Genomic DNA, 15,361 nt, shown 5'->3' with positions numbered 1-15,361 from the left:
GACGGTGCCCGCTGCCGAACCGGCCGCCCACGACCGGGCCCGGCACCCGCCACCGGGCCCGGTCCCGTCAGCGTTCGGTGGCCGGGTGGCGCTCCAAGGGGGTGGCTACCGCCGAGTTGCTCACACTGAAGGTGACGCTGCCGGCCCGGTAGCGGTCGTCGGACCACTCGATCGGTCGGCCCGTGCGGGTGGCCGAGACGTGCCGCTGGCGCAACAGCGGGCTGCCGCGGCGGATTTCCAGCAGTCGGGCGTCCTCGCTGCCGGCCGCGAGGGCGTCGATGAGGTGCTCGCCGTAGTGGGCCACGATCCCGGCCTCCGCGGCCAGGCTGTCCATGACCGATCGGCAGTCCGGGGCCAGCGCCTCGACCGCCTCCGCCACCCAGTCGGCGTACGCGGTGCGCTCCACCATCGCCGGCTCCCCGTCGAGCGTGCGCAGCCGCAGCACCGCGAGGACCTCCGTACCGGGCGCCACGGCGAGCCGTTCCGCCTCCCGCGCCGTCGCCGGCCGCCGGGTACGGGACAGGAAGCGGCTGCGCACCTCGTGGCCGACTCCCTCGGCCCACTGCGCGAAGCTGTTCAACTCGCCGAAGCTGTGGCGGCGTTCGTGGCGCAGGACGATCCTGCGCGCGCCCTGGCTGGAGCCGATGAGCCCCTCGGCGGCGAGCGTGGCCACGGCCTGGCGCACGGTGCCGCGCGAGGCGGACCAGCGCGCCGCCAGGTCGCTCTCCGAGGGCAGTCGCGCGCCCACCGGGTAGGTGCCGGACAGGATCGCCCCGCGCAGCGCCTCCGCGATCTCCAGATATCGGGCCGTACCCATGCGTGCTCCCCCTCGACGGGACCTGCCGGCCCCGGACCGTCCGGCCTCCGCCGGTCTCGATCATCATCGATGGCCATCCGGACCGGTCCTGTCACGACCCCTTTCGGTCATTCTCGTCTCTTCCGCCAGTCGTGCTCCACGGGTCGGCCGCCGTTCACCGTCCGTACAGCGGGCCCGGGCGAACTGGAGCCAACTTGTCCAGACAAGTGATCCGGCTTCATGACCCCCTCGTCTCCGGGAGAGACCGTGCTCAGTTCCACCGCCCGCCGCGGCGCGGCCGTACTGCTCGGCGCCGCCGTCCTGACCACGCTCAGCGCGTGCGGCGCGGCCCCCGACGCGCAAGCGCCGGCCGGCGCCGCCGGCGGCGCCTCGGCCCAGGGCAAGGCCCGCCCGGCCACCGCCGCCTCCGCCGCCGACCTCGGCGGCATGGACGCGCTCGTCGCGGCCGCCGAGAGGGAGGGCCGGCTCAACGTCATCGCCCTTCCGCCGGACTGGGCCAACTACGGCGAGATGCTGAAGGCCTTCCAGGCGAAGTACCCGAAGATCAAGATCAACAGCGAGAACCCGGACGCCGCCAGCGCCGACGAGATCGCCGCCGTCAAGTCCCGCAAGGGACAGGACCGCGCCCCCGACGTCCTCGACCTCGGCATCGCCTTCGCCCGCAGCGGCGCCGCCGAGAACCTCTTCGCCCCCTACCGGGTCACCGCCTGGGACAAGATCCCCGCCTCCCAGAAGGACGCCGACGGCCGCTGGTACAACGACTACGGCGGCTACGTCTCCATCGGCTGCGACGCCGCCCGCGTCACCACCTGCCCCCAGACCTTCGCGGACCTCCTCAAGCCCGAGTACAAGGGCAAGGTCGCCCTCAACGGCAACCCCACCAAGTCCGGCTCCGCCTTCGGCGGCGTCTACGCGGCGGCCCTCGCCAACAAGGGTTCCTTCGGCGACATCCAGCCCGGCATCGACTTCTTCGGCCAGTTGAAGAAGTCCGGCAACTTCATCCCCGTCGAGTCCACCCCGGCCACCGTCGAGAAGGGCGAGACGCCCATCTCGATCGACTGGGACTACCTCAACGCCGGATACGCCGAGCAGTTCAAGGGCAAGGGCGTCGACTGGAAGGTCGCGGTCCCCACCGACGGCGTCTACGCGCAGTTCTACTCGCAGGCCATCAACAAGGACGCCCCGAACCCGGCCGCCGCCCGCCTGTGGATGGAGTTCCTCTACAGCGCCGAGGGCCAGAACATCTGGCTGAAGGGCCACGCCCGCCCCGTGCTGCTGCCCGTCATGACCCAGGACGGCACCGCCGACAAGGCCGCCGTCGGCCGGCTCCCGCAGGTCCAGGGCACCCCGACCTTCCCGGAGTCCGCCGAACTGGACAAGGCCAAGGCCACCCTCGCCGAGAAGTGGGACAAGGCCCTCAGCTGATGTCCGCCCCCACCACCACCCCCCGCGCGACGGGGACCGCCGGCGGCACCACCCCGCGCCGCCGGCGGCGCGGCCCCCGCACCTGGCTCGCCGCCCTCCCCCTCCTCGTCTTCACCGGACTCTGCTTCGGGGTCCCGCTCGCCACCATCGCCTTCGGCGCCGTCACCCGCACCGACGCGGCCACCAGAGCCACCGCCCTGACCGGCGAGCACCTCGGCCGCTCCCTCCAGGGCCCCTACCTCGGCTCGCTCGTCGGCAGCGTCCAGCTCTCCGCCCTGACCGCGCTCCTGGGCGGACTGCTCGGCGTGCTGCTGGCACAGGCCCTGGTCACCTCGCGCTCCACCGCCCTGCGCGGCGCGGCCCTGACCGCCTCCGGAGTACTCGCCAACTTCGGCGGCGTACCACTGGCCTTCGCGTTCATCGCGACCGCCGGCATCTCCGGAGTGGTCACCCGCCTCGGCGACCTCACCGCCCTCGGCTGGAACCTGTACTCCTTCACCGGGCTCACCGTGGTCTACCTGTACTTCCTGACGCCCCTGATGGTGCTGGTGATCGTCCCGGCCCTGGACGGCCTGCGCCCGCAGTGGCGCGAGGCCGCACGCAACAGCGGGGCCACCGGATGGCAGTTCTGGCGCCACGTCGGCCTGCCCGTGCTCGCGCCGTCCCTGCTCGGCGGGTTCGTGCTGCTCTTCGGCACCGCCTTCGCCGCCCACGCGACGGCGGCGGCCCTCGTCGGCGGCTCCGTCCCCCTGGTCACGCTGAAGATCGCGGACGCCCTCTCGGGCAACGTGCTCACCGGCCAGGAGAACGTGGCGCTCGCCCTCGGCCTCGACATGATCCTGATCGCCGGCCTCGTCATGGCGATCCACCTGCCCCTCCAGCGACGGAGCGCCCGATGGCTGCGATGACACCGACCGCCGCGGCCCCCACCCCGAGCCGCGGCCCGCGCTCCCCGCGCCGCCCACGCTCCCGCCCCCGCCCCCGGGTGTGGCGCGGGGCCGTGCTCGCCCTGGCGGGCGCCTACTTCCTCCTGCCGCTCCTGGCCTCCTTCGTGTTCACCGTGCACGTCCCCGGCCGGGGCCTCACCTTCGACGCCTACACCGAGCTCCTCGGGGCCGAGGGCTTCACCACGAGCCTCCTGCTCTCCCTCGGCCTGGCCGCGGCCACCATCGCCCTGTCCCTGCTGCTCGCCGTCCCCGCCCTGGTCGCCGTGCGCCTCGGGGCGCCGCGCCTGCGCTCCGTCGTGGAGGTCATGTGCACCCTGCCGCTGGTGGTGCCGCCCATCGCCCTGGTCACCGGCATCACCACCGTGCTCCGCTGGGGGCCGGAGCACCTCTCGCGGACCCCGCTCTACCAGACGTTCATCGCCGTGCAGAACGAGGACTTCCCCGTCGTCCTCGTCCTCGCCTACACGGTCCTGGCCCTGCCCTTCGTGCACCGCTCCCTCGACGCCGGACTGCGCGCCGTCGACGTGCCGACGCTGGTCGAGGCCGCACGCAGTTGCGGTGCGAGCTGGCCCCACGTCGTCCTGCGCGTGCTGGTCCCCAACCTCAGGTCCTCCCTCGCCGGAGCCGCCTTCCTCACCCTGGCCCTGGTCCTCGGCGAGTTCACCATCGCCTCGCTGCTGGGCTTCCGCCCCTTCGCCGTGTGGATCGTGTCGATCTCCGGATCCCAGGCACGGATGTCGGTGGCCGTGTCCATCCTCAGCCTCCTCGTGACCTGGCTGCTGCTGCTCCTCCTCTCGCGGGCCGGAACCGCCTCCGCCACGGTCTCCCCGGCCCCCACCACCTCCCGCAAGGAGTCCTGACCCCCATGTCCACGACCCTTCCCGCGGCCCGGAAGCCGTCGCCGGCCGCGTCCCCCGAGGGCGCCCGCGTCGAATTCCGCTCCCTGCGCCGCGCGTTCGGTTCGACCGTCGCCCTTGACGGCCTCGACCTGACCGCGGAGCCCGGCGAACTCCTCGCCCTGCTCGGCCCGTCCGGCTGCGGCAAGACCACCGCCCTGCGCGTGGTCGCGGGCTTCGAGACCGCGGACTCCGGCGAGGTCCTCGTCGACGGCCGGGACATCACCGGCGTCCCCGCGCACCGCCGCGACGCCGGGATGGTCTTCCAGTCGTACAGCCTCTTCCCCAACCTGAGCGCCCGCGACAACGTGGCCTTCGGCCTGCGCGTGCGCAAGGTCCCCGCCGCGCGGCGCCGCGAACGCGCCGCCGAACTCCTCGACCTGGTCGGACTGCCCGAACACGGCGACCGCTACCCGCACCAGATGTCCGGCGGTCAGCAACAGCGCGTGGCCCTCGCCCGCGCCCTGGCCCTGCGCCCGCGCGTGCTGCTGCTGGACGAGCCGCTCTCCGCGCTGGACGCCAAGGTACGGGCCACCCTGCGCGAGGAGATCCGCCGCCTCCAGCTCTCCCTGGGCCTGACCACCGTCTTCGTCACGCACGACCAGGAGGAGGCCCTGTCCATGGCCGACCGGGTCGCCGTCCTCAACGCCGGCCGGCTGGAGCAGTGCGCGGCCCCGGCCGAGCTGTACGAACGCCCCGCGACGGCCTTCGTCGCCGGGTTCGTCGGCACCATGAACCGGCTGCCCGGACGGCTCACCGCCACCGGACGCGTCGAGGTCGCCGGCCGCACCCTGCCCGTGGACGGCCCGACGCCGCACACCCCGGACGTGGAGGTCCTCGTCCGCCCCGAGAACCTCACCGTCGCCGCCGACCCGGACGGAGCCGCCACCGTCGTGTCGGCCTCCTTCCTCGGCGCCGTCACCCGCCTCCACCTGGACCTGCCCTGCGGCACCCGGGTCAAGGCCGACGTGCCCTCGCGCGAGGCCGGCGCGCTGGCGCCCGGCGCGCGGGCCACCGCGGTGCCGGCCGACCGACCCGTCCTCGTCGTGGAACGGGTCGCGGCGCCCGGACGGGCGGACGGGGCCGCACCGGTCGGGACGGCGGCGTGAGCGTCCCCGACGCCGTCCCCGACGCCGTCCCCGAGGCCGCCCCCGACGCGGCCCCCGACGCCGGCCCGCGAGCCGTCCTCTTCGACATGGACGGCACCCTCGTCGACACCGAGGTGCTGTGGTGGCTGACCACCGAGAAGGTCGCGGCCGGACTCGATCACCGCCTGGGACCGGCGGACGCCCCCGAGGTCGTCGGGCGCGCCGTCGCCGACACCGCCGCGCACCTCGTACGCGTCGCCGGCCACGGCGACCCCGACGCCGTCGGGGCCGCGCTCACCGAGGACTTCTTCCGCCGGGTCGAGGCGGGCTCCCCGCCGCGCCCCGGAGCGCGGGCGCTGCTCGCCGCCCTGGAGGCGCGCGGGGTGCCCTTCGCCCTGGTCAGCGCATCGCCGAGGGTGGTGGTCGACGCGGTGGTGGGCGGGGCGCTCGCCGACGTCCCCTTCGCCTTCACCCTCTCGTCCGACGACACCCCCCGCACCAAACCGCACCCCGACCCCTATCGGGAGGCCGCCGCCCGGCTGGGTCTGGACCCGGCCGCGTGCGTGGCCGTCGAGGACTCCCCGGACGGCGCCGCCTCCGCCGAGGCGGCGGGCTGCGCGGTGCTGGTGGTGCCCTCGCTGCTGGAGGTGCCGGCCTCGGCGGCCCGTACCTTCGCGGCCTCCCTGGAGGAGGTCACCCCTGAGACGCTGGGGGCCCTGCGCGCCGACGGGGGCCTCAGGCGCACAGCTCGATGATGTCCAGGATGCCCTCCACGTAGGCGGCGGTCGTCGTACCGGGCGCGGCGCCCACCCCCGACCGCAGGTGGGGGAGACCCGCCCGGACGTGGGCGGCGCACTGCCCGTACAGACCGGCCTCGTACGCGGTCCCGTCGTCCTCGGCGCTCAGCAGCGACAGCAGCGTCCACAGCAGTGCGTCACGGGTCGACTGCCGGGGCGGCCCGGCCGACCACACCGCCATCAGCACCCCGCAGGCCGCCGGGGCGGGGGGCCACAGCCGGGTACCGGTGAACACGTGGCCCTGGAGCGCGTGGAACGCGGCCGGGTGCCCCTCTGCGGCGTCCCACAGCATGTCCGCGAGATGTCCCGCCGGGCGACCGCAGCCGCACACCAGGGCGGCCCAGTCGTGGCGGGCGATCTCGGCCCCCACGGAATCGGGCACCAGGGGGCTGCTGCGGGGCTTGTCCGTCCCTCTCATGAGGCCCAAGTATGGGAGCGGGCCCCACGCCGGGTCGAGCGGGGCACCCCCTCGCAAGGGTGAACCCGTTGCGGGGCGGCGCCCTGTCCCGATTCCGCCCGGTACGCCGCACCCGACCGGGGGTCCGTCGCCTCCGACCGCCGCGCCCGGGGCCCCGCGGAACCGGATGCGGGCCTCGTTCGTCCGATACCCCGTGTGGAGGATGAGAAAGACCCTGGCCCTGCTGTTCGCACTGCTCGCGACCCAGGTGGGCGCGCTCGTCGCACCGGCCCACGCCTGCGGCTGCGGAGCGATGGTCCCGGGCGCGGCCTCGCGGATCGGCGTCGACCGCGAGACCTCCGTCGTGCGCTGGGACGGTCGGACGTCGGACCGAGGAGATCGTCATGCGGTTCACCGTCACCGGGGACGCCCGGAGCGCGGCCTGGATCATGCCGGTGCCGGGACGGGCGACCGTGGAGCTCGGCGACCCCGCGCTCTTCTCCGAGCTCGCCGAGATCGTCCGCCCCGAGCGCCGCACCCGTACCCACTTCTGGCCCCGGGGCGACGACTGGCCCTTCTCCTCCGGCGGCCGTGACACCGCGGGCGCCCCGATGCCCGGCGCGGCCGGCCCCGGCGTCGCGGTCGTCGGCCGCGAACGCCTCGGACCCTTCGACGTGGCCCGGCTGACCGCCGGCGACCCCGACGCCCTGCGCACCTGGCTGGAGACCAACGGCTTCCGGCTGCCCGACCGGCTCGGCGTGGAACTGCGGCCCTACGTCGAGCGGGGGTGGGAGTACGTGGCCGTCCGCCTCGCCCCCCGCACGTCGGACCGGCCGCTGCGCGGCGAACTCGACCCGCTGCGGATCCGCTTCGACAGCGACCGCCCAGTCTACCCGATGCGCCTCTCGCGCATGGCCGCCGGCCCGCAGTCCCTCGGCCTGTACGTCCTCGCGGACCACCGCATGGAACCCGCGTCCCCGATCGGCGGAGACCGACCCGAGGTCACCTTCGCGGGGTCCCTCACCACCCGGGGGGCGCTCGCCGAGCTCACGGGCGGACCGAAGCGGTCGTTCCTCACCGCGATCGACCAGCGCTTCCCCGAACCGGCCCGCATCGACGGGGACCACGAACTGCGGGCGACCGCGAAGGACACCCCCTTCCGCCGCGTCGTGTACCGGGAGGAGCTGCTCACCGTCGGCGACGGCGTCCCCGTGTGGCTGCTGACGGTGGGCGGACTCCTGCTCGTCGCCGCCGCCGGCGTGGTCCGGGTGCGCGGACGCCGCTCCCGCGCCGCCGTCGCCGCCTGAGCTCCTCCGCCGTCCGGCCGCCGCCCCGTGGCCCCGCTGCGGCGGTTCCGAGGGGTTCACGGCCGTCCCCGGGGGTTTCACGGCCGTCCCGGGGGCCCTGCGCCTCCGTACCGGCGAGCGCTCACGCCCGACGCGACAGCGTCGCTCCGGCGCCGCGGGCGTCCGCGGCGCGGGCCAGGGCCAGGCGTGCGAGGGCCCGGGGCGCTCCGGGCTGGCGGCGGATGCCGGGGAAGGCGTTGACGTCGACGACCAGGGGTGCCCCCGTGCCGGTGGCGACCAGGTCCACACCGTAGACGTCCAGGGAGAAGGCCTCGCCGACCCGCAGGGCCAACTCCGCCCACCCGTCGGGCAGACGGACGCCCGATCGCTCCGGGTCGCCGTCGTCCGGCGCCAGTTCGGAACGGCGCAGGGCCGCGAAGACCTCGTCGCCGACCACCCAGACCTTGTGGTCCCAGCCGTCGTTGGGGGCGAACGCCTGGACCACGACCGGTTCCCCGGCCCAGGCGGACGCCAGTTCCCGCAGCCCGGCCGGGTCGTCGACCCGCGCCACGAGGTCGTCCTTGCGGCTGCGCCGGCTCTTGACCACCATCGGCCACGGCAGCCCGGACGCCGACACCAGCAGCGCCGCCGACCCGAAGGCGCGGGTGGCCGCGAACGGCAGCCCGGCGCGCTCGGCCAGCTCCGCCATCACGGTGCGGTCCTGGCAGCGTTCCGTCGCCGACGCCGAGTTCAGTACGGGCGCCCCGCGCCGCTCCAGCTCCCGGGCCAACGCCAGCGCCGACGGGGTGCGCGCCTTCAGCAGGTACACGTCGGCGGGGGCGCCGGAGCCCGCGGCGGCCACGCCCGCCCGGGGGTCGAGCACCTCCACCGCGTGCCGGTCCCCGGTCAGGAGCGCGGCGGTGGCCGCGAGCAGGGGGTGTCCGGGATCCGGGGTGATCAGGCCGACCCTCACGCGCCGTCCCCCGCGCCCGCCGGCACCTGCGCCGGTACGGAGACCGGCACGGCGGTGTACGCCCGCGGCGCCGGAAGCGGTGCGGCCGGAAGCTTTGCCGCCGGAACCGGTGCGGCCGCGAGCGGCGTCGCCGCGACGGGTGCGACCGTCCCGACCGCCCCGACCGGGGTCCGCCCGGCGCCGCGGCGGGCGAGTTCCAGGACGGCGCCCGCCACCCGCGCCGCCGCGTCGGGGACCTGACGGAAGCTCGGGAAGTCGTTCACGTCGACCACCACCGGCCCGTCGGGCCCCAGCAGCACGTCCACCCCGTAGAGGTCCAGCCCGTACACCTCGCCCACCCGGGCGGCGATGTCCGCCACCTCGCGCGGCAGCGGCACCCGGCGCTCGCGGACCGCGGACGCGGGGTGCAGCGGGGAGCGGCGCTCGGTCGCGAAGAGTTCCCCGTCGACGCAGTACACCTTGACGTCGGTGCCCGGGTTGGGGACGTAGGGCTGGGCGATGAGCATGCCCTCGCCCGCGAGGGCGGGCAGCAGGTCGGCGATCCGGTCCGGCGAGGGCACCAGGTGCACCGCCCGGCCGGAGCTGCCGTCGGCCGGCTTGACGACGAGGGGGTACTCCCCTTCGGGTATCTCCGCGAGGAGTTCGGGTCGGGCGAGGGCGTACGTGGCCGGCTGGGGCAGGCCGTGGGCGTGCCCGATGGCGGCGGCGAGGGCCTTGTCCCGTACGCCCCGGATCGCGCGGGCGTCGTTGACGGTGGTGGCGCCGGCGGCGGCCGCGGCCTCCAGGAGGGTCAGGCCGGGGCCGCCGGAGACGGTCTTGAGGACCCAGGCGTCGTGCGCGCCCGTGGTGACGACCTCCGCCATGCGGAGCAGGGAGCCGCCGGGACGGACCACGTCGACGCGGTGGCCCCACGCCGTCAGCTGCCCGATCACCTCGTTCGGCATGCCGTCGTGGCGGTAGTGCTCCTCCACCAGGAAGCAGAGCCTCATGGTCTTCCCCAACTTTCCCGGACGTCCTCCGCCGATTCCGTCCGGCGAGTTGTGACGTCACAGGATGCCATGCCATAGCCCCGAAACCGCGCCAGAAGCAACCTAAGTGGGCGTTACACAGCGTGAGATTCGCCAAGACCTTTCCGAAACGATCAACAATCCTCTTATAGTTGTGCCTCGTTGCCACAGGAACCCTCTCTTCCATTTACGCCCGGTTTGAGGCTTTGATTGATGACGGCGTCGCCCTCCCCCCTTCGCCCCTCCGCGCTCGCCCTGCTGATCACCGCAGCGGTCACCGGCGCTCTGTCGACGGCGGCGGTGGCCGCGGCCCCGTCGGCCGTCCAGACCCCCCTCGGCTGGTTCGCGGCTTCCGGATCGCTGCTGCTCGCGGTCGCCGCCTACGCGCTGACCTGGTCGGTACGCGCCAACCGGACGCTGCGCGGCAGACTCTCCGGCCTGACCGGTGAACTCGCCGCCCGCGACGCCCACATCGCCCGGCTCACCGCCGACGCCGCCCGCAACTCGGCCGCCCACACCGCCGAACACGCCCGCCTCACCGCCGGGCACCGCGCGGAACTGGACCACGTGACGGGCTCCCACGCCGCCGAACTGGAGCGGCTGACCCGCGCCCACACCGGCGAACTCGACGGCCTCGCCACCGCCCAGGCGGTCACCCGCGAGCGCCTCGGCGAGGAACTGCGCCTCGCCCGCTCCGGACGCGCCGCCGCCATGGCCGCCACCGCCAACGCGGCCGGCCGGATGCAGGCGCTCGCCACCGGAATGCTGGCCGACCTGCGGGACATGGAGCACCGGCACGCCGACGAGGACGTCCTCACCGACCTGCTCCACCTCGACCACCGCACCGCCCAGGCCGGCCGCCTCGCCGACTCCATCGCCGTCCTCACCGGAGCCCGCTCGGGCCGCCGCTGGGCGAAGCCGATCGTCATGGAGTCCATCCTGCGCGGCGCCATGGGCCGCATCGGCGGCTACCAGCGCGTTCGACTGCACTCCACCAGCGAGGCGGCCGTCGCCGGACACGCCGCCGAGGGCGTCATGCACGCCCTCGCCGAACTCCTCGACAACGCGGCGAACTTCTCGCCGCCCACCGCCGAGGTCCACGTGTACGTGGAGGACGTGCCCGCCGGCATCGTCATCACCGTCGAGGACAGCGGCCTCGTCATGAGCGACGTCCAGCTGCGCCGCGCCGAACAGGCCGTGACCGCCGAGACACTGGACCTGGCCGGGCTCTCCGGCACCCGCCTCGGTCTCGCCGTCGTCGGCCGCCTCGCCCACAAGTACGGTCTGACGGTGTCCTTCCGGCCCTCCGCCCGCGGCGGCACCGGCGCCATCCTGATGCTGCCCCAGGACCTGATCAGCCGGACCCCGGCCGAGGTCCTGCCCGCCCCCGCGCTCCTCACCGCGCCCGCCGCGGCCGGCCACCGCGCCCCCGTCCCCGTCGCGGTCCCCGGCGCCCCCGCCGCGCAGACCCGGCCCGCCGCCGATGCCGAGGCCGACGAAGAGGCCGAGCCGGCCCACACGGGCCGCGCCGGCGGGACCCCCGACCCCCAGGCCCCCGCGACCGGGGCCGGCCACGACTCCGAAACCACCGGCCACGAACCGGTGCTCGGCGAGAGCGGACTGCCCCAGCGCAGGCGCGGCCGGACCCTGGCCGCGGCCCACCCCGAGGGGCCCGACGCGGCGGCGGCCCGCAACCGGACCGCCCCCACCGACGCCTCCCAGTCCGCCGCCCGCTTCGGCAGCTTCCGTCAGGCCGTGCGCAACGCGCCCGCGCGGCAGCAGCCCACGAACCCCCCGCACCCGGAAGGCAACACTCGATGACCGGCTCCACCACCGACGAGACGCTCAGCTGGCTCCTGGAAGGACTCCTGGAGCGCACCCCCGGCGCCCGGCACGCCCTCGTGCTCTCCCGCGACGGACTCAAGCTGTGCCGCACGCCCGAGCTCTCCGTCGACCAGGCCGACCAGCTCGCCGCGATCGCCGCCGGCATCCAGAGCCTGTCCCACGGGGCGTCCATCGAATTCGGCGACGGCACCGGAGGGGTCCGCTCGGCCATGGCCGAGTTCTACGGCGGAATCCTCTTCATCGTCGAGGCGGGCGAGGGCGCCCACCTGGCCCTCGTGGCCTCCGAGGACGCCGACGCGGGCCTCGTCGGCCACAACATGTCCGAACTGGTCGAGCAGCTGAGCGAGCATCTGATCGCCAGGCCCCGGGGATGAGCCGCGGCAGGCCGGGCCGGGACGACTCCCCGGACCGGCTCTACACCCTGACCGGCGGCCGCACCCGTTCCGGCAGCGACGCCTTCGACCTGGTCACCCTGATCGTCGCCGAATGCGACCCGGTCCCCGGCATGCAGTCCGAACACGCCGCGATCCTGCGCATGTGCCGCTATCCGACGGCCGTGGTGGAGATCGCCGCCGACCTCGGCCTGCCCGTCTCGATCGTCCGGATCCTGCTGGCCGACCTGCACGACACCGGACGCGTCAGCGCCCGGCACCCGCGTGCCACGACGTACCGCCTTCCCGACCCCGACATCCTGGAGCAGGTGCTCGTTGGACTCCGCAACCTCTGACCCGGACCGGCCCCGTCAGACCCTCAGCAGCACCGCCGACAACGGTCTGAAGATCGTGATCGTCGGCGGTTTCGGCGTCGGCAAGACCACGATGGTCCGCTCGGTCAGCGAGATCCGCCCGCTGAACACCGAGGAGACGATGACCGCGGCGGGGGAGGCCTTCGACGACACCCAGGGCGTCGCCGCCAAGACCGCCACCACCGTCGCCTTCGACTTCGGCCGCATCACCCTCGACGCGCACAACGTGCTCTACCTCTTCGGCGCCCCCGGCCAGGAACGCTTCTGGTTCCTGTGGGACCGGCTCTTCTCCGGAACCCTCGGCGCCGTCGTCCTCGTCGACACCCGCCGCCTGGCCGACTCCTGGTACGCCATCGACCGCCTCGAACACCACGGCACGCCCTTCGTCGTGGCCTGCAACGACTTCGGCGGCCCCGAGCACACCCCCGAGCAGGTCCGCACCGCCCTCGACCTCCCGCCCGAGGTACCCCTGCTGTTCTGCGACGCCCGCTCCCGCGAGTCCAGCAAGCAGGTGCTCATCTCCCTCGTCGAGCACCTCCAGCACCTCCAGAGCCACCGGCCCGACCAGCCGGTCGTCGTCCCGCACCCGATCCCGGAGCCCACCCCGTGACCACCCCCGAGCCCCGGCCCGTCTACCTCGGCGGCCCCCGCTTCCAGACCGAACCCGCCGAGCTGTACCGGGAGATGCGCCGCGACCACGGCGCCGTCGCCCCGGTCGTCCTCGACGGCGACGTCCCGGCCTGGCTGGTCCTCGGCTACCGCGAACTCCACCAGGTCACCAGCGACCCCCAGCTCTTCTCCCGCGACTCCGACCTGTGGAACCAGTGGGACCGCATCCCCGCCGACTGGCCGCTCCTGCCCATGATCGGCCGCAAGCAGCCGTCCATCCTCTACACCGTCGGCGAACGCCACCGCCAACGCGCCGCCGTCATCTCCGAGGCCCTCGAATCCGTCGACCCCTTCGAACTCAAGGGCCACGCCGAACGCTTCGCCGACGAGCTGATCGACCGGCTCTGCGGCAAGGGCTCCTGCGACATCGTCGGCGAGTACGCGATGCTCCTCCCGCTGCGCGTCCTCGCCCGCATCTACGGCTTCTCCGACGCGCAGGGCCCCGGCCTCGTCACCGCCATGAACGACATGATCAACGGCCGGGAGGGCGCCCTCGACGGACAGCGCCACCTGGGCGAGTCCATGTACGCCCTCCTCGCCGCCAAGTCGGCCGAACCGGGCCACGACGTCGCCTCGCGGATGCTCGCCAACACCGCCGGGTTCACCGTCGACGAGATCGCCCAGGACCTGATGGTGATGATGGCCGCCGGCCACCAGCCCACCGCGGACTGGATCGGCAACTCGCTGCGCCTGATGCTCACCGACGACCGCTTCGCCGCCTCCCTGGCGGGCGGCCGGCACAGCGTCGGCGAGGCCATGAACGAAGTGCTCTGGGAGGACACCCCGACCCAGAACGTCGCCGGCCGCTGGACCACCCGGGACACCACGCTCGGCGGACAGCGCATCGGCCGCGGCGACCTGGTCCTGCTGGGCCTGGCCGCCGCCAACGGGGACCCGCACGTACGCACCGACGCGGGCGCCCTCACCGGCGGGAACAACGCCTTCTTCTCCTTCGGCCACGGTGAACACCGCTGCCCCTTCCCGGCACAGGAGGTCGCCGAGGTCATCGCGCGGACCGGCATCGAGGTCCTCCTCGACCGCCTCCCCGACGTGGACCTCGGCGTCCCCGCCGCCGACCTCACCCGGCGCCCCTCGCCCTGGCTGCGCGGGCTCAGCGAACTCCCCGTGACCTACACACCCACCCCCGCCCTTGGAGCCCTGAGATGACCTGCCCGATCGAGCACGGCGGCCCCGCCCCGATCACCCTCGACCCCTTCGTGGCCGACCTCGACGCCGAGAGCGCCGCCCTGCGCGCCGCGGGCCCCCTCGTCCCGGTCGTCCTGCCGGGCGGGGTCGGCGTCTACGCCGTCACCCACCACGCCGAGGCCAGGAAGCTCCTCACCGACCCCCGCGTCGTCAAGGACATCAACGTGTGGGGCGCCTGGCGGCGCGGCGAGATCCCCCTGGACTGGCCGCTGATCGGCCTCGCCAACCCCGGGCGCTCGATGCTCACCGTCGACGGCGACGAGCACCGCCGCCTGCGCACCCTCGTGGCCCAGGCCCTCACCGTGCGCCGGGTGGACAAGCTCCGCGCCGGCATCGAGGCCCTCACCGCGGACATGCTCGACAAGCTCGCCGGCCTGCCCGCCGATCAGAGCGTCGACCTCAAGGCCGGCTTCGCCTACCCGCTGCCGATGAACGTCATCAGCGACCTGATGGGCGTCGACGCCGCCGAACACCCCCGGCTGAAGGCCCTCTTCGAGAAGTTCTTCTCCACCCAGACCCTGCCCGAGGAAGTCCCGCAGATGATGGCGGACCTCGGCGCGCTGTTCTCCCGGATCGTGGAGTCCAAGCGGCAGAACCCCGGCGACGACCTCACCAGCGCGCTGATCGCCGCCTCCGAGGACGGCGACCACCTCAGCACCGAGGAGATCACCAACACCCTCCAGCTGATGGTCGCCGCCGGCCACGAGACCACCATCAGCCTGATCGTCAACGCCGTCGTCGCCCTGGAGACCCACCCCGAGCAGCGCGCCCGCGTCCTGGCCGGTGAGGTGCCCTGGGAGAACGTCATCGAGGAGACCCTGCGCTGGGCCACCCCCACCTCGCACGTCCTGATCCGGTTCGCCACCGAGGACATCGAGGTCGGAGACCGGATCCTGCCCGAGGGCGAGGGACTGATCGTCTCCTTCGGCGCGCTCGGCCGCGACGAGGCGCAGCACGGGGAGACGGCGGGCGAGTTCGACGTCACGCGCACGCCCAACCGCCACATCTCCTTCGGCCATGGCCCCCACGTGTGCCCCGGCGCGGCCCTGTCCCGCCTGGAGGCCCTGGTCGCCCTCCCCGCGCTCTACGCCCGCTTCCCGGACCTGACCCTGGCCGTCTCGCGCGAGGAGCTCCGCAACAAGCCGATCCTCACCCAGAACGACCTGTTCGACCTCCCGGTGCGCCTGGGCGCGAGCGCCTGAGCGACGGGCGCCCGGGAGAGCGGGCGCCCGGGCGCGCCCGGTGCCCCGTACGGCCGTCACG

The 15,361-nt window shown here is 74.3% G+C and carries 16 protein-coding genes and 1 pseudogene; 13 read left to right on the top strand and 4 right to left on the bottom strand.

Going from position 1 to position 15,361, the window contains the following annotated elements:
- Nucleotides 1-67 precede the first annotated feature (67 nt).
- A complete protein-coding gene (locus ACZ6ZI_RS06375; RefSeq protein ID WP_469516805.1) occupies nucleotides 68-817 on the bottom strand; it encodes a GntR family transcriptional regulator in 750 nt (249 codons plus the stop codon).
- 219 nt (nucleotides 818-1,036) lie between these two features.
- Between ACZ6ZI_RS06375 and ACZ6ZI_RS06370 the strand changes: the two genes are divergently transcribed.
- The 5 genes from ACZ6ZI_RS06370 to ACZ6ZI_RS06350 all read left to right on the top strand — a co-directional run bounded on the left by ACZ6ZI_RS06370 (nucleotide 1,037) and on the right by ACZ6ZI_RS06350 (nucleotide 5,928).
- Nucleotides 1,037-2,242 (top strand): ABC transporter substrate-binding protein, encoded by a 1,206-nt coding sequence (locus ACZ6ZI_RS06370; RefSeq protein ID WP_469516802.1) that lies wholly within the window; start codon nucleotides 1,037-1,039, stop codon nucleotides 2,240-2,242.
- Nucleotides 2,242-3,150: an ABC transporter permease gene (locus tag ACZ6ZI_RS06365; RefSeq protein WP_469516800.1), complete on the top strand. Its 909-nt coding sequence runs from the start codon at nucleotides 2,242-2,244 to the stop codon at nucleotides 3,148-3,150. The genes ACZ6ZI_RS06370 and ACZ6ZI_RS06365 overlap by 1 nt, the downstream gene beginning before the upstream one ends.
- A complete protein-coding gene (locus ACZ6ZI_RS06360) occupies nucleotides 3,138-4,049 on the top strand; it encodes an ABC transporter permease (RefSeq protein ID WP_469516797.1) in 912 nt (303 codons plus the stop codon). Before ACZ6ZI_RS06365 ends, ACZ6ZI_RS06360 begins: the two co-directional genes overlap by 13 nt.
- A 5-nt stretch (nucleotides 4,050-4,054) precedes the next feature.
- Nucleotides 4,055-5,194: an ABC transporter ATP-binding protein gene (locus tag ACZ6ZI_RS06355; protein ID WP_469516794.1), complete on the top strand. Its 1,140-nt coding sequence runs from the start codon at nucleotides 4,055-4,057 to the stop codon at nucleotides 5,192-5,194.
- Nucleotides 5,195-5,280: 86 nt separating this feature from the next.
- The gene (locus ACZ6ZI_RS06350) at nucleotides 5,281-5,928 is read left to right on the top strand and encodes an HAD family hydrolase (RefSeq protein ID WP_469517657.1); all 648 of its coding nucleotides are present in this window, start codon (nucleotides 5,281-5,283) and stop codon (nucleotides 5,926-5,928) included.
- Here ACZ6ZI_RS06350 and ACZ6ZI_RS06345 read toward each other — a convergent pair.
- Entirely contained in the window at nucleotides 5,909-6,388 is a 480-nt protein-coding gene (locus ACZ6ZI_RS06345; RefSeq protein ID WP_469516791.1) for a hypothetical protein, read from the bottom strand. The genes ACZ6ZI_RS06350 and ACZ6ZI_RS06345 overlap by 20 nt on opposite strands.
- On the opposite strand from ACZ6ZI_RS06345, the pseudogene ACZ6ZI_RS06340 reads away from it, so the two are divergent.
- Nucleotides 6,387-6,707 (top strand): annotated as a pseudogene (locus ACZ6ZI_RS06340) (hypothetical protein); the annotation flags it as partial. The gene ACZ6ZI_RS06345 and the pseudogene ACZ6ZI_RS06340 sit on opposite strands and share 2 nt — an antisense overlap.
- A 64-nt stretch (nucleotides 6,708-6,771) precedes the next feature.
- Nucleotides 6,772-7,674, top strand: coding sequence for a DUF2330 domain-containing protein (locus tag ACZ6ZI_RS06335; protein ID WP_469516787.1), 903 nt, complete (start codon nucleotides 6,772-6,774; stop codon nucleotides 7,672-7,674).
- A 121-nt stretch (nucleotides 7,675-7,795) separates the two neighbouring features.
- On the opposite strand, the gene ACZ6ZI_RS06330 is transcribed toward ACZ6ZI_RS06335, so the two are convergent.
- Entirely contained in the window at nucleotides 7,796-8,626 is an 831-nt protein-coding gene (locus ACZ6ZI_RS06330) for an ATP-grasp domain-containing protein (RefSeq protein WP_469516784.1), read from the bottom strand.
- A complete protein-coding gene (locus ACZ6ZI_RS06325) occupies nucleotides 8,623-9,615 on the bottom strand; it encodes an ATP-grasp domain-containing protein (protein ID WP_469516781.1) in 993 nt (330 codons plus the stop codon). The genes ACZ6ZI_RS06330 and ACZ6ZI_RS06325 overlap by 4 nt, the downstream gene beginning before the upstream one ends.
- Before the next feature lie 231 nt (nucleotides 9,616-9,846).
- Here ACZ6ZI_RS06325 and ACZ6ZI_RS06320 point away from each other — a divergent pair, with 231 nt between their 5' ends.
- From ACZ6ZI_RS06320 to ACZ6ZI_RS06295, 6 genes are read left to right on the top strand one after another with little or no spacing between them, the layout of a single operon-like run.
- On the top strand, nucleotides 9,847-11,454 hold the full coding sequence (locus ACZ6ZI_RS06320) for a sensor histidine kinase (protein WP_469516778.1): 1,608 nt from the start codon (nucleotides 9,847-9,849) through the stop codon (nucleotides 11,452-11,454).
- Nucleotides 11,451-11,852 carry a roadblock/LC7 domain-containing protein gene (locus tag ACZ6ZI_RS06315; protein WP_363054059.1) on the top strand — a complete coding sequence of 134 codons (402 nt, stop codon included), beginning with the start codon at nucleotides 11,451-11,453 and terminating at the stop codon, nucleotides 11,850-11,852. The genes ACZ6ZI_RS06320 and ACZ6ZI_RS06315 overlap by 4 nt, the downstream gene beginning before the upstream one ends.
- Entirely contained in the window at nucleotides 11,849-12,205 is a 357-nt protein-coding gene (locus ACZ6ZI_RS06310) for a DUF742 domain-containing protein (RefSeq protein WP_363054058.1), read from the top strand. Before ACZ6ZI_RS06315 ends, ACZ6ZI_RS06310 begins: the two co-directional genes overlap by 4 nt.
- On the top strand, nucleotides 12,186-12,833 hold the full coding sequence (locus ACZ6ZI_RS06305) for a GTP-binding protein (RefSeq protein WP_363054057.1): 648 nt from the start codon (nucleotides 12,186-12,188) through the stop codon (nucleotides 12,831-12,833). Before ACZ6ZI_RS06310 ends, ACZ6ZI_RS06305 begins: the two co-directional genes overlap by 20 nt.
- Complete coding sequence (locus ACZ6ZI_RS06300) at nucleotides 12,830-14,059, top strand: cytochrome P450 (RefSeq protein ID WP_469516773.1); 1,230 nt, start codon at nucleotides 12,830-12,832, stop codon at nucleotides 14,057-14,059. Before ACZ6ZI_RS06305 ends, ACZ6ZI_RS06300 begins: the two co-directional genes overlap by 4 nt.
- Nucleotides 14,056-15,300, top strand: a complete 1,245-nt coding sequence (locus ACZ6ZI_RS06295) for a cytochrome P450 family protein (RefSeq protein WP_469516769.1) — start codon at nucleotides 14,056-14,058, stop codon at nucleotides 15,298-15,300. Before ACZ6ZI_RS06300 ends, ACZ6ZI_RS06295 begins: the two co-directional genes overlap by 4 nt.
- Nucleotides 15,301-15,361 lie beyond the last annotated feature (61 nt).

The organism is Streptomyces sp. NPDC103540, assembly GCF_055584445.1.
The sequence above is the reverse complement of the archived record's forward strand: the minus strand, read 5'-3'. Positions and strand labels throughout refer to the sequence as shown.